At 42.5% G+C, this 13,081-nt stretch carries 13 protein-coding genes; 11 read left to right on the top strand and 2 right to left on the bottom strand.

Annotated features, from left to right (window positions below; translation table 11 throughout):
• The first annotated feature begins 3 nt into the window (after positions 1 to 3).
• The 10 genes from ileS to JFT56_RS05015 all read left to right on the top strand — a co-directional run bounded on the left by ileS (position 4) and on the right by JFT56_RS05015 (position 11,177).
• Positions 4 to 2,826: an isoleucine--tRNA ligase gene (ileS, locus tag JFT56_RS04970; protein ID WP_198782598.1), complete on the top strand. Its 2,823-nt coding sequence runs from the start codon at positions 4 to 6 to the stop codon at positions 2,824 to 2,826.
• Between the two features lie 9 nt (positions 2,827 to 2,835).
• Positions 2,836 to 3,348 carry a signal peptidase II gene (gene lspA / locus JFT56_RS04975; RefSeq protein ID WP_198782599.1) on the top strand — a complete coding sequence of 171 codons (513 nt, stop codon included), beginning with the start codon at positions 2,836 to 2,838 and terminating at the stop codon, positions 3,346 to 3,348.
• Positions 3,348 to 3,770 (top strand): FKBP-type peptidyl-prolyl cis-trans isomerase, encoded by a 423-nt coding sequence (fkpB, locus tag JFT56_RS04980; RefSeq protein ID WP_198782600.1) that lies wholly within the window; start codon positions 3,348 to 3,350, stop codon positions 3,768 to 3,770. Before lspA ends, fkpB begins: the two co-directional genes overlap by 1 nt.
• Before the next feature lie 28 nt (positions 3,771 to 3,798).
• Complete coding sequence (ispH, locus tag JFT56_RS04985) at positions 3,799 to 4,728, top strand: 4-hydroxy-3-methylbut-2-enyl diphosphate reductase (protein WP_198783496.1); 930 nt, start codon at positions 3,799 to 3,801, stop codon at positions 4,726 to 4,728.
• A gap of 228 nt (positions 4,729 to 4,956) precedes the next feature.
• The gene (pilV, locus tag JFT56_RS04990; protein ID WP_198782601.1) at positions 4,957 to 5,517 is read left to right on the top strand and encodes a type IV pilus modification protein PilV; all 561 of its coding nucleotides are present in this window, start codon (positions 4,957 to 4,959) and stop codon (positions 5,515 to 5,517) included.
• Positions 5,518 to 6,513 (top strand): PilW family protein, encoded by a 996-nt coding sequence (locus JFT56_RS04995; protein ID WP_233095568.1) that lies wholly within the window; start codon positions 5,518 to 5,520, stop codon positions 6,511 to 6,513. It abuts the gene before it with no gap.
• 12 nt (positions 6,514 to 6,525) lie between these two features.
• Positions 6,526 to 6,960, top strand: coding sequence for a pilus assembly PilX family protein (locus JFT56_RS05000; protein WP_198782602.1), 435 nt, complete (start codon positions 6,526 to 6,528; stop codon positions 6,958 to 6,960).
• A 4-nt stretch (positions 6,961 to 6,964) separates the two neighbouring features.
• Complete coding sequence (locus JFT56_RS05005) at positions 6,965 to 10,474, top strand: pilus assembly protein (protein ID WP_198782603.1); 3,510 nt, start codon at positions 6,965 to 6,967, stop codon at positions 10,472 to 10,474.
• A 5-nt stretch (positions 10,475 to 10,479) separates the two neighbouring features.
• Positions 10,480 to 10,881 carry a type IV pilin protein gene (locus tag JFT56_RS05010; protein ID WP_420136014.1) on the top strand — a complete coding sequence of 134 codons (402 nt, stop codon included), beginning with the start codon at positions 10,480 to 10,482 and terminating at the stop codon, positions 10,879 to 10,881.
• Positions 10,878 to 11,177 carry a TapY2 family type IVa secretion system protein gene (locus JFT56_RS05015; protein WP_198782605.1) on the top strand — a complete coding sequence of 100 codons (300 nt, stop codon included), beginning with the start codon at positions 10,878 to 10,880 and terminating at the stop codon, positions 11,175 to 11,177. Before JFT56_RS05010 ends, JFT56_RS05015 begins: the two co-directional genes overlap by 4 nt.
• A 21-nt stretch (positions 11,178 to 11,198) precedes the next feature.
• Here the strand turns inward: JFT56_RS05015 and JFT56_RS05020 are convergent, their stop codons facing one another.
• Both JFT56_RS05020 and JFT56_RS05025 read right to left on the bottom strand, forming a co-directional pair.
• Positions 11,199 to 11,678: a GspH/FimT family pseudopilin gene (locus JFT56_RS05020; protein ID WP_198782606.1), complete on the bottom strand. Its 480-nt coding sequence runs from the start codon at positions 11,676 to 11,678 to the stop codon at positions 11,199 to 11,201.
• Positions 11,679 to 11,853: 175 nt separating this feature from the next.
• A complete protein-coding gene (locus tag JFT56_RS05025; protein WP_198782607.1) occupies positions 11,854 to 12,366 on the bottom strand; it encodes a GspH/FimT family pseudopilin in 513 nt (170 codons plus the stop codon).
• Between the two features lie 246 nt (positions 12,367 to 12,612).
• Here JFT56_RS05025 and glnB point away from each other — a divergent pair, with 246 nt between their 5' ends.
• Entirely contained in the window at positions 12,613 to 12,951 is a 339-nt protein-coding gene (gene glnB / locus JFT56_RS05030; RefSeq protein ID WP_198782608.1) for a nitrogen regulatory protein P-II, read from the top strand.
• The last annotated feature ends 130 nt before the right edge of the window (positions 12,952 to 13,081 follow it).

The raw sequence follows: 13,081 nt of genomic DNA on the forward strand, positions 1-13,081 counted from the left end.
TCAATGAGCGACTATAAATTTACTTTGAATTTGCCGGAAACAGAGTTTCCGATGCGTGGTAATTTGGCAAATCGCGAGCCAGAGATGTTAGAGCGCTGGACAAAAGACGGTCTGTACCAGCAGATCCGCGATAGCCGCATTGGCCGCACTCCCTTCATTTTGCATGATGGTCCACCCTATGCGAATGGCAGCATTCATATTGGTCACTCCGTAAATAAAATCCTTAAGGACATCATTGTTAAGTCAAAAACCCTATCAGGTTTTGATGCGCCTTATGTCCCTGGCTGGGATTGTCATGGCCTACCCATTGAACTCAAAGTTGAACAAAAAGTCGGTAAGCCTGGCCAAAAAATCTCTGCGGCAGAATTTCGCGAAGAATGCCGTAAATACGCGGCTGAGCAAGTGAATGGTCAGCGTGAAGACTTCGTTCGCCTAGGTGTGCTCGGTGATTGGTACAATCCGTATCTCACTATGGATTTTTCAACCGAAGCGAATATTGTGCGCTCTTTGTCAAAAGTGATTGAAAACGGTCACTTGCACAAAGGGGTGAAGCCTGTTCACTGGTGTACTGACTGTGGTTCAGCACTTGCCGAAGCCGAAGTTGAATACGAAGACAAGACATCACCCGCTATCGATGTGGCTTTTATCGCCGCAGATAGCAAGGCCGTTGTCGCTAAGTTCGGGGTAAGCGATTACTCACATCCAGTCGCTATGGTGATTTGGACGACTACGCCATGGACTTTGCCCGCAAACCGCGCTTTATCTATCAGCCCAGAGCTTGATTACAGCTTGGTTGAATTTGTGAAAGATGGCGTGACCCACGCGGTGATCTTAGCCGATGTGTTAGTTGAAGCTTGTATGACTCGTTATAGCGCCGAGAGCCACAGCGTGTTAGCCAAAGTAAAAGGCGCAGCACTTGAGCTGGTTCGCTTTAAGCATCCATTCTTAGCCTTTGATGTGCCTGCGATTTTAGGTGATCACGTGACAACCGATGCGGGTACCGGTGTGGTTCACACCGCCCCTGGCCACGGCCAAGACGACTTTGTCGTCGGTCAAAAATACGGTTTAGAAGTGGCAAACCCCGTTGGCGATAACGGTGTTTACAAACCAGATACTGAATTTTTTGCCGGCCAACATGTCTTTAAAGCCAACGACAATGTCGTCGCGCTGCTGAAAGAGAAAGGTGCATTGTTGCACCATGTCGCCTATCGCCACAGCTATCCACATTGCTGGCGCCACAAGACACCGATTATTTTCCGCGCAACGCCGCAGTGGTTTATCTCTATGGATAACCACGGGTTACGAGCGCAAGCATTGAAAGAAATTGAACAGACCCAGTGGATCCCTGATTGGGGCCAGAGTCGTATCGAGAAGATGGTCGAAAATCGTCCAGATTGGTGTATCTCGCGTCAACGTACTTGGGGCGTGCCTATTACCTTATTTGTACATCGAGAAACTGAAGAATTACACCCAGATTCTGTCTCGTTAATGGCGCGGGTAGCCAATCGTATTGAACAGCAAGGCATTCAAGCCTGGTGGGATCTCGATGCTACAGAGTTGCTTGGTGACGAAGCGGAGCAATACCGTAAAGTGACTGATACTTTGGACGTTTGGTACGATTCAGGTTCTACTTTTGCCTCTGTTATTGCCGCTCGCCCTGAATTCCATGGTCATGGCGTGGATCTTTACCTCGAAGGCAGCGACCAGCACCGCGGTTGGTTTATGTCATCTTTAATGATTTCAACGGCAATGAATGGCAAAGCACCATACAAGCAAGTGCTTACTCACGGTTTTACCGTCGATGGCAAAGGCCGTAAGATGTCAAAATCTATCGGTAACGTGATTGCACCGCAAACGGTAACGAATAAATTAGGCGCCGATATTCTGCGCTTATGGGTTGCGGCGACGGACTATAGTGGTGAGATGACGGTTTCCGATGAAATCTTAAATCGCAGCGCCGATGCCTACCGCCGTATTCGTAACACTGCTCGTTTCCTATTGGCCAACTTAAACGGTTTTGATCCAGCGAAGGATTTAGTTGCCGTAGAAGATATGGTGGCGCTCGATCGCTGGGCGGTTCGCCGTGCGGCTGCACTACAGCAGGAAATTATTGAGGCTTTTGAGCAATATAACTTCCATAGCGTGACACAGAAATTAATGCAGTTCTGTTCAGTTGAACTGGGTAGTTTCTATTTAGACATCATTAAAGATCGTCAGTATACGGCTAAGCAAGAAGGCCATGCGCGCCGTAGCTGCCAATCTGCGTTATTCCATATTGCTGAAGCTATGGTGCGCTGGATTGCGCCAATCTTAAGCTTTACTGCCGATGAAGTATGGCAATTATTGCCAGGTGAGCGCGATGCCTATGTTTTCACTCAAGAGTGGTATCAAGGTCTGCAATCTATCACTTTAGAGACGGATCTGAGCGATGACTATTGGCAGCAATTATTGACTGTGCGCAATGAAGTGAACAAGGTCATTGAGCAAGCTCGCCGTGATAAACGTATTGGTGGTTCCTTAGAGGCGGAAGTGACTCTATTTGCCGATGCTGCGTTGACCGAGCAATTAACCCATATCGGTGATGAACTGCGCTTTGTACTTTTGACCTCAGCAGCGAAAGTGTTACCGCTTGCCGATGCAACGACCGATGCGGTTGAAACTGAGCTGGCTTCATTGAAGTTATTAGTGACGGCAAGCGCTGCACAAAAGTGTGAGCGTTGTTGGCACCACAGGGAAGAGGTTGGCACCATTGAGGCCCACCCAACCCTTTGTACTCGCTGCGTAACAAACATTGAAGGCGACGGCGAAGTTCGTCAGTTTGCGTAAAGGATTTGTATGCCATTAACTTGGAAGGACAGTGGCTTGCGTTGGTATTGGGTAGCTGTATTGGTGTTTTTGGCCGATCAGCTATCTAAGCAATGGGTCTTAGCCAATTTTGATTTGTTTGAATCTGTGCAGTTATTGCCCTTTTTTAATTTTACCTATGTCCGTAACTATGGTGCCGCTTTTAGTTTTTTAAGTGAAGCCGGTGGTTGGCAGCGTTGGCTGTTTACCATTATTGCTGTGGGTTTTAGCACCTTATTAACCCTTTGGTTGCGTAAGCAATCGGCTTCATTATGGAAGTTGAACTTAGCTTATACCTTAGTGATAGGTGGTGCTTTAGGTAATTTAATCGATAGATTAGTGCATGGCTTTGTGGTGGACTTTATCGATTTTTATTGGGGAAAAAGCCATTATCCGGCTTTTAACATTGCCGACTCAGCGATTTTTATCGGTGCCGTATTGATCATTTGGGATTCATTCTTAAGCGGTAAATCCGAGCAAAATACAAGCGAAGGGGTGAAGTAGTGACTGTTACACGTTCATTGTTGTGCCATATGAATATTGTGCTAGAAGATGGCTCAACGGCCGATAGTACTAAAGCCTCCGGTAAACCAGCGCGTTTGAATGTGGGCGATGGTACTTTGAGCCCTGCATTTGAGGCTCAACTAGCCAAACTGAATGAAGGGGATAAACACAGTTTTACCCTAAACGCTGTGGATGCCTTTGGCGAATCGAATCCCGATGCAATTCATTATATGGATAGAAGCCGTTTCCCTGCGGACATGACGTTAGAAGCGGGTGTGATTGTCAGTTTTGCAGGGCCAGGCGGCAGTGAGATCCCAGGTATTGTCCGTGATGTTGCGGGTGATTCCATCACAGTCGATCTGAATCATCCTCTGGCTGGGCACAAAATCACATTTGAACTGGATGTTGTAAAGGTACTTTAAAATGAAATTCGATCCTACCAGCCCTAGTTTGAATATTATGCTTGCCAACCCGCGAGGCTTTTGTGCGGGAGTAGATCGGGCGATTAGTATAGTCGAACGCGCACTTGAGCTATTTTCACCCCCGATTTATGTTCGCCATGAAGTGGTCCATAACCGTTATGTGGTGCAGAATCTTAAAGATCGTGGTGCTGTTTTTGTCGAAGAATTAGACCAAGTTCCTGATAACAATATAGTGATCTTTAGTGCCCATGGGGTTTCTCAAGCGGTGAGGGCTGAGGCCAAGGCACGTGGCTTAAGGGTCTTCGATGCGACTTGCCCCTTAGTCACTAAAGTACATCTGCAAGTGACCCGTGCTAGCCGTAAAGGGATCGAATGCATTTTAATTGGCCATGAAGGTCACCCAGAAGTTGAAGGAACAATGGGGCAATACGATAACCCTAATGGTGGTGTTTATCTGATTGAATCCCCTGCAGATGTCGATGCTCTAGTCGTTCGCAATCCCGATAATCTTTGCTTTGTAACCCAAACAACCTTATCGGTAGATGATACTTTAGATATTATTGCGGCACTGCAAAAACGTTTTCCCTCGATCGAAGGACCGCGTAAAGATGATATCTGTTATGCGACACAAAATCGTCAAGATGCGGTGCGTAATTTGTCTGCCGATGTGGATTTATTGATAGTTGTAGGTTCTAAGAACAGCTCTAACTCTAATCGGCTGCGTGAGCTTGCATTAAAGACGGGAACTGAATCATATCTGGTGGATACTGCGGATGATGTTGAATCAAGCTGGTTTAATAATGTAACACGTGTTGCCGTTACCGCTGGGGCGTCTGCACCTGAAGTATTAGTACAACAAGTGGTTCAAGCGATAGCTAAGTTGGCTCCGAGTGTTGTGACCGAAGTTGAAGGTCGTAAAGAGGACACTGTTTTTGCTGTCCCAGCTGAATTACGTTGATCAACTTCAATTAATCCACTTCAATCTAGCTAATAAAAAAGAGGCCTAAGGCCTCTTTTTTATTAGCTAAAATTTCCCAAATGCATACAAAGCATAATGGCATCAAGGCTTATATGCTATTGTTACTGGCTACTTACATTTTAGTCATCTATTATTAACTCCTGATGATGTTTTTATCGTAAGATTAAGATTTTTAAAGGGTAAATTGCTGAAAAGCTTGTCAAAAATATGACTAAATTCGAACATTTGACACAAAAGGGATTTCAACGAGGCTTCTCATTAATCGAAGTGCTTGTCGCATTGGTGATCTTAATTATCGGCTTAATAGGCATTTTTAATCTGCACATAGTCGCAAAGCGAAGTAGCTTCGAGTCATTCCAGCAGACACAGGCTTCATATTATGCCAACGATATCATCAACCGGATGAAGCTTAATCGAACGCAGATCGGTAGTTATGTAGGTGAATATACGGGGACTCCCGACGCTGCTGGGAAGGAATGTACTAACGCCACTCTATGCAGTCCTACAGAATTACAGCAATGGGATATTTTTGAGTGGCAGTCAGCCCTCATTGGTGAAGCAGAAACTATTGGAACTCAAAATGTGGGGGGCCTTGACTCTCCCACTGGTTGTATTCAAGTCGCTAATAATGATGTTTTAGTGGTAATTGTATGGCGTGGAATACGTAAAACGAGTATTGATACATCAGCTATTGAGGACGTCTCTAGTACATGTGGTGCGGATACGGAAAATCGCCGAATATTTTCCATTAAAACGGTGATTATATAAATGAAAATAGCAATTATGGTTATAGCAAAGATGAAACCGCAGTCAGGCATGTCACTTGTCGAATTGATGGTTGCTATGGTGATAGGTCTATTTTTGACGACTGGTGTATTCACTATGTTTAGTATGTCTTCATCGAATGTCACTACAACCAGTCAATTTAATCAATTACAGGAGAATGGGCGTATTGCATTAGCCATTATGGAGCGGGATATCAGTCAGTTAGGTTTTATGGGGGACTTAACAGGGACTGATTTTATTATTGGAACAAATACAAATGTTGAGATAGCAGCCCTAACTTCCGATTGTGTTGGAGCGGGCTTAAATAATGCAACTTTGCCTGATGATAAGCCTGCACATTTTAGACGGCTTTGGGGGTATGAGAACACTACCACGAGTGAGTATCTCAGTTGTTTGGATTACGATGATGTGAAAGCTGATACTGATGTTTTACAGTTAAAACGTTTCCTAGGTCCAAGTGTATTAAAGGGCGATAGCAATGCAATTTATGCTGCATCAAATTCATCACAAGTGGCATTTTTTGTTGGTGAGAACCCTGCCGCAACGATAGAAAACTCGAGGATTTGGGAGTATCAGCATCATGTGTACTTCATTGCTGATGATGCAAGTGGAATACCTATTTTGCGGCGTAAAACTTTAACCAGTACAGGTATGAGTAACGATGAGCAATTGGTTGAAGGCATAGAAAATATTCGGTTTTTGTATGGATTTGATAATGATGGTGATAGTACTCCTGATAGTTTTATGTCTGCTTCAAATGTGACTGAATTGATGTGGGATAATGAAGGATTTCAAAGGCTTGTGGCTATTAAGGCCTTTATATTGGTTCGTTCTATTAATCAAGATAGAAGTTATACCAATGATACACAATATCAGCTTGGTGATAAGACAATAACTATCCCTGCAAATGACCACTATCGTCGTAAAATTATGTCCACAACAATAGTACTGGAAAATCCAGTACTGATTCGTAGTTGACCGGAGTTGTAAATGAAGAAACAAAAAGGGGTAGTGCTGTTTTTCGCATTAATTGTTTTGATCATTATGACGGTCATTGGTGTTGCTTTAGCTGTTAATTCAACACAGTCATTACGAATGTCTGGTGCAGGTACAGAAAGGATTGAGGCTAAGGCAATTGCAGATGGTGGCTTAGAGCAGATAATTTCTGATTATTCAGGAGCGCTATTAGCTAATCTTAATGCAGAAACAGATACGGCTGTCTTTAATGGGAATCAAAAGTTAACACCTTTACCTGAAACGGGTGTGCGTGATGTTGGGTGTCAAAGAACTTCGAATGCAACGGGTGCGAATTTGGTTAGTTGTAGAAGAGTTGAGATTAGTAGTTCTGTGACTTTCGGTAGGGATAACCTTGGCTCGCTAACTGTTGTTTCGGGTGTCGAGCAGCAAGTGCTAACAGGAAATTAAAGTTATGTTGAAACAAATCTTTTGTGCTCTGATCGTTATAATGGTAACCATTACAGGGCAAATACATGCAGATGATACAGAGCTTTATCTTGTTGACTCCACAGTTAGTACTGGCAAGCGTCCACAAGTGTTATTTATATTTGATAATTCAGGGAGTATGTCCACTGAAGATCAGAATGCTGTCAGCTCTTATTGTTCACCAGAAGATGTTGGTGATACATGCTCATATGCGCCCGGTTTTGAAAGTTATTTAGCTGGTTATTCTGGTTATATTAATGAAAAAGGGATCTATTGGAACGCAGGAGGAATTGATAATACCAGTAATATGCCTACACCCGATGTGCCAAGTGATTCTCGTCGATTTTATGCAGACAATAATAATTGTCAAAAGGCTGCGGAAGCATTAGTAAGTAGGGGACGTTACACTGGTTTACTACGAGAGTTTAAAGCCAGTGGTAATACTGGTAAATGGACCCCTTTAGCGGAAAATGAAGGATTTAATCAAGGCCAAATTGTTGATTGTTATCAAGATATTGTGGATAGTGAGCCAGGGAATCCAGGGGCGAAGAAACAAGGCAATTCAACTACGTCTTATGCTCCTGGATATCCGATAGACCAAAAAGCCATGTATACCACAGGTACCGATAGTGCTGCTCGGGATGCAAGCCTAGCTGGTACAGATTTTGGAAAAGGCTCTCCGGTCACACTTTACACTGCTCACTATTTAGTTTGGTATAAATGGGTCACCCAAACAGAAGAAGGACAAAATAGTGGTGGTACTGGCACTAGACTAGATGTTGCTAAAGATGCAATATCAACGGCATTAACGGATTTAAGTTTAGATATTGACGCTGGGTTGGCTATATTTAATTTAAATTATGCTGCTGAAGGAGATGCAGATGGTGGAAGAATTGTTTCGGATATAAAGGAGTTAACGAGTGCGAATCAGGCTGCACTCCTGTCATTAATAAATGGGATGCCTGCTCAGACAAATACCCCCCTTTGTGAAACGCTTTACGAAGCTTATCAGTACTTTAGTGGGGGACCTGTAACTTTTGGGAATAAAGATAGTAATGCCAAGGGAAAGTATAGTATTAGTGGTTATGTTCCCAATAGCCCTCCGAGTATTCTGAGTTCCGGCAATTACACCACGCCATTTAAGAAGTGCCCTGATACTGCTTATATTATTTACATTACCGATGGTGCACCAACTTTAGATCATTCAGCCGATCTTGCGATTCAATCATTAACGGGTTCCGCTAAAATTCAAGCTGATTACAGTGGCTTCGAATTTACTAATGATAAGGGTGTGAAGGAGACCAGTTATTTACCCGCTTTAGCCGCATACATGGCTAATAATGATTTGGTTGCTGGTGTTACTGATGCTAATGGTGTTGATAACAAACAAAATGTGAGGATCTTTACTATTGGTTTTTCTGATGGTGCCGATGTTGCGGCTGCATTGTTGGAAGAAACAGCTTTTAGAGGTGGCAATTCCAGAGATGCTCAAGGCATTTCTAGGGGCTATTATGTAGCCAAAAATGGCTTAGATTTAGTACAAGCAATGGATGATGTATTAAAGTCAATTTTATCAATTGATTCATCTTTTACTTCCCCCAGTATTGCAAGTAATAATTTCGATAAAACGCAGACATATAACTCGGCTTATTTTGCGATGTTTTTACCTGGCGAAGGTCCTCGGTGGAGTGGAAATCTGAAAAAGTTAAAGGTTAACTCCGCAGGTGAGATTGTGGGGCCTGGTGGTGTTACAAATGCAATCGATACTAATGGAAATATAGCCTCGAGCACTTGTACATATTGGAATACTTGTCCTGCCAACGCCCCCGATGGCAACAAAGTCAATTCGGGAGGTGTATTGCCAATATTGAGAAGTACCCTTAAAAATAGAAAGCTCATATCCCTTAGTGGCTCTAGTCTGGTCGATATTAGTTCTACAAACTTTGTAACTAATTACTCCCAAGCTGATTTAGATTGGCTCTATGGTGTTGATGTGGACGATGATAATAATAATGAGAGTTCCACTGATGCTAGGGAAGACATTATGGGAGATCCACTACATTCTAAACCTTTAGCTATTAACTTTGGTTCTGCGACTGTTTTGGATGTACGGATTATCGTTGGGACTAACCAAGGCTTAGTGCATATGTTCAAGGACTCGGATGCGGGGAGTACTGATTATTCAGTAGGTACAGTTTCCGAATCTTGGGCATTTATTCCCAATGAACTTTGGGGGAATATTCCAAAATTGAGGGACAATACTGCTACCGGTGTCCATTCTGTTTATGGTATGGATTTATCTCCGGTTGCTTATACAGAGACTGTTAATGCTGCGGTAACCAAAGCATGGGTGTTTTTAGGTATGCGCAGTGGAGGCTCATCCTATTATGCGTTAGATATTTCAACACCAGATTCACCTTCGTTCAAGTGGATGATAAATTCAGATACAGCAAATTTCGAAGATCTCGGCCAAACTTGGTCGCAACCTGTAGTTACCTCCCTTAAAGGAGTCAGTGATCCAGTATTAATTTTGGGCGGTGGCATGGCATCATCCCAAGGTACTGGGCAAGCTGTGTATATTGTTAATGCAAATACTGGATCATATATCACAAAATTTACCGATTCAGGTATGGGCAGTATAGCTACAAAAGTTGCTGTACTCGATAGTGATAATGATGGTCATACCGACAGAATCTATGCCAGTGATATTATCGGTAATGTGTGGAGGATGGACTTGGCCGGAACAGATATGACTAAATGGACAGTATTTAAGTTTGCTTCGATTGCAGGTACTGCACCTGATAATCGAATGTTTTTTGCTGAACCAGTGATTGCTCAGACCGAATTTAATAATGTGCATTCAGATGGTACAACCTTGAGTTATCAAAAGGTTCCCTATGATGCTGTAGCTATTGGTTCGGGGAATCGTGATCACCCGTTGGATGTAGTGACAAATGATATGTTTTATATATTTCAAGATCGTAATGTCGTCACTCAGAATTTTGATACTGCTCCAGAGACGTTAACTGTACTAGATTTATATAATGTGACAAATGCGGCGCCAACTTCTGAGTCAGATAATCTTGCCTTTGGGCAAAAGAGGGGCTGGTATTATGACTTTGTGGCTAAAGGGGAAAAAAGCTTATCCGCCTCACTAATTTTTGACGGAAAAGTATATTTTACTTCATTTGTCCCCCCCACTAATCAAACCGTGGATTTGGATGCTGGAGTTTGTGGTTTTTCTGGACAAGGTAGACTCTATGTTTTTGATTTACATAAAGGTACAAGAACATCTAGTACACTCTACTATGAAGTAGGAGAGCGTGTTCCCGATACTCCGCAGATTGTTATTCCAAAACCTGAGGATGGTAAGGAAGCCGAAGCTTATGTTATAGGTGTGGGCAAAGGGGAGTGTGAAAATGGAGAATGTAAGGGCACTATTGGACTCGGTAGTGGCTTAGATACCAATAAAATCTATTACCATATTGATGAGTGATGTTGATGAATAAGAAGAATAGTTCACAGGGCTTTACTTTAATTGAAGTGATGATTGCAGTTGTGATTGTTGGTATTTTAGCTGCGATTGCCTATCCATCGTATATTGATTACATCATTAAGAGTGGGCGTTCGGAAGGTGTTGCTGCGGTAATGAATGTGGCAAATTTGCAGGAGCAGTATTATTTGGATAATCGTGCTTATACGACAGATATGACAAAGCTTGGCCTACCAGCAAGCCCCTTTCTTACTGAGCATGGATATTATAGTGTTGCTTCTGCTGGTACGAGCTCGTTTACGATTACGGCAACAGCGAAAGGGAACCAAGCAAGTCGAGATTCTACTTGTGCAACTATTACTATGACATCAGCGGGTGTAAAAGGCCCGTCAGCGGAGTGTTGGAAATGAGCAGATTTCTTATTGGTTTAGTGTTAGGTATTTTTTCTTGTGTGTCCGTTGCTGCTACGAGTGAGTCAGCACAGGACTATAAATGTCACATTACGGCATCTAAAGGGGATAAGGTGGTTTTTTATCGTTGGAAGATAAAAGACGTTAACCTGAATATTGCCAGTTTACCAGGCAAGCAGCTAACCGCCTCTGATGGTAAAAAGTATTTTATTAAAGATGTTGTTGAGTGTGTTCCTCTAAGCCAAGAATTTACCAGTGACGAGAGCAAGCAATTAGATAAAATTACGCTTAGATAAATACTCATTCGAAATTGGTGATTAACAGCTGCTGCCATTTGAGCCGTATGAAATGATGCCACCAACATTGACTATAACGCCCTTTGAATCCGCGGTTTTTCCTCCGGGACAATAAATTAATGTTCCTCCAGAAGAAAGGCCGTCAGCTGAGAATGTTAGCGAATCAACAGTACCTGTAATTTTGTCACTCGAATGGAAGCCATCAATAGCCCGCAATTCTTTATCAGTCCCAATATATACACGAATTCCTTTGCTCCAGTCAGCACTTGCATCACATGATGAGGCACTCCCAAAGGGGCATACATTTACGGTCGTCCCATAGCTCACCGCTTGATTGCGGGCAAAGACCATAATGTCGTGGATTTTTGTAATGTTATTATTTACTCGCATACCTTCGTAGAGAGAGACCAGTGACGGTACTCCAACGGTCAATAAAATTGCCGCAACTGCAATAGTGACCATTAATTCAACTAAGGTAAAACCTGCCATTTTGTTTTGCATACGAGCTATCCTCACTAATACTCCATAGAGTATAAGCGAAAATGCTGTTTATTTCAGTATCTAGCTAATGCCATTTTAATCTTATGTTTTTGATATGAAATAGCTTCCTTGTGATGATATTAAATATGGTTCACTCTCAATATATAAACGCTTACTCGTTATCTTAGTGCTTAGGTTAAGTGCAATTTATATTGCTATCCGTTGAAATGCGCGCTCTACCTGCTTGATTAATAACGATTGCTTGTGAATAGGGGCTTGTCGGGCTGGATGGGCAATATTTAAGCGTTCCATTGGTGCCAGAAGCTAATCCATCTGGTAGAAAACGAATGACTGCACGATTGTATTTAACAGTATCTTTTGAGTGAAAAGCATTGGTTGTATAGATCTTTTTATCAGTGCTATCTAGTTGATTGTTATTGTTAATATCAATGAAAACAGTGAGTCCTACTTGCCAGTTTGAATCACATTTATCATCGATAAGAGCGCAGACCGTTACCCTACTATTGAAGGAGATGGCTTGATTACGTGCGAACTGCAATGTTTGTTGGATCAGTCGTATACTGCTATCGGCTCGATATCGGGTATAAAAATCTGTTAATGATGGCGCACCTACGGCTAATAGGATTGCTGATACTGAAAGCGTGGTAATAAGTTCGATAAGGCTAAAGCCTTTTGGATAAATGCTCATAACACTTCCTTGTTTGTATTGCGCTTGCATCCCGCGAGCGAATGGGTCGAGAACGACGAGATTATAAGTATAAAATCTCTGAGCTTCAGCTGGGGGCTTTTTTTAGACTGTTATGTGCTAACCGCAGTTTTGTAGAAACTGTGTTTTATGAGCAAAGCAGTGTATGTGCTTCAATATTGACGTAAGCCCGTGTAAGCTAGTGCTATTCTGTTTGATTATGTTAATGCAAGTGCCGAGGAATTTTTGATGAAAAAAGTTGAAGCCATTATTAAGCCTTTTAAATTAGATGATGTGCGCGAGTCACTTGCTGAGATTGGTATTACAGGGATGACAGTGCTAGAGGTAAAAGGTTTTGGACGCCAGAAGGGGCACACAGAATTATATCGTGGTGCTGAATATATGGTGGATTTTTTACCTAAAGTGAAGATTGAACTAGTTATCCAAGATGAGCTTGTTGACCAAGCGATTGATGTTATTGTCGAAACTGCTCGTACTGGTAAAATTGGTGACGGTAAAATTTTTGTGACCGATGTTGAGCGTGTTATTCGCATCCGCACGGGTGAAGAAAACGAAGAGGCTGTATAAGCCATCACTATGATTTAAAAGGGCCTTAAGGCCCTTTTTTATTGGGCTTAAAGCGTTCTTTGCATCTACTCTATATGCCATATTCTGAAATATCTTTAATGGAAAATAGCCCACTTTACTTGACTAAAGT

This window comes from Shewanella putrefaciens, assembly GCF_016406305.1.
Classification (GTDB): domain Bacteria; phylum Pseudomonadota; class Gammaproteobacteria; order Enterobacterales; family Shewanellaceae; genus Shewanella; species Shewanella putrefaciens_C.

Bases quoted from the DNA above. Each gene is read 5' to 3' on its own strand.
- ileS (WP_198782598.1), top strand. From the start codon at position 4: ATGAGCGACTATAAATTTACTTTGAATTTGCCGGAAACAGAGTTTCCG.
- lspA (WP_198782599.1), top strand. From the start codon at position 2,836: ATGCCATTAACTTGGAAGGACAGTGGCTTGCGTTGGTATTGGGTAGCT.
- pilV (WP_198782601.1), top strand. From the start codon at position 4,957: ATGACTAAATTCGAACATTTGACACAAAAGGGATTTCAACGAGGCTTC.
- JFT56_RS04995 (WP_233095568.1), top strand. From the start codon at position 5,518: ATGAAAATAGCAATTATGGTTATAGCAAAGATGAAACCGCAGTCAGGC.
- JFT56_RS05000 (WP_198782602.1), top strand. From the start codon at position 6,526: ATGAAGAAACAAAAAGGGGTAGTGCTGTTTTTCGCATTAATTGTTTTG.
- JFT56_RS05005 (WP_198782603.1), top strand. From the start codon at position 6,965: ATGTTGAAACAAATCTTTTGTGCTCTGATCGTTATAATGGTAACCATT.
- JFT56_RS05010 (WP_420136014.1), top strand. From the start codon at position 10,480: ATGAATAAGAAGAATAGTTCACAGGGCTTTACTTTAATTGAAGTGATG.
- JFT56_RS05015 (WP_198782605.1), top strand. From the start codon at position 10,878: ATGAGCAGATTTCTTATTGGTTTAGTGTTAGGTATTTTTTCTTGTGTG.
- JFT56_RS05020 (WP_198782606.1), bottom strand. From the start codon at position 11,678: ATGCAAAACAAAATGGCAGGTTTTACCTTAGTTGAATTAATGGTCACT.
- JFT56_RS05025 (WP_198782607.1), bottom strand. From the start codon at position 12,366: ATGAGCATTTATCCAAAAGGCTTTAGCCTTATCGAACTTATTACCACG.
- glnB (WP_198782608.1), top strand. From the start codon at position 12,613: ATGAAAAAAGTTGAAGCCATTATTAAGCCTTTTAAATTAGATGATGTG.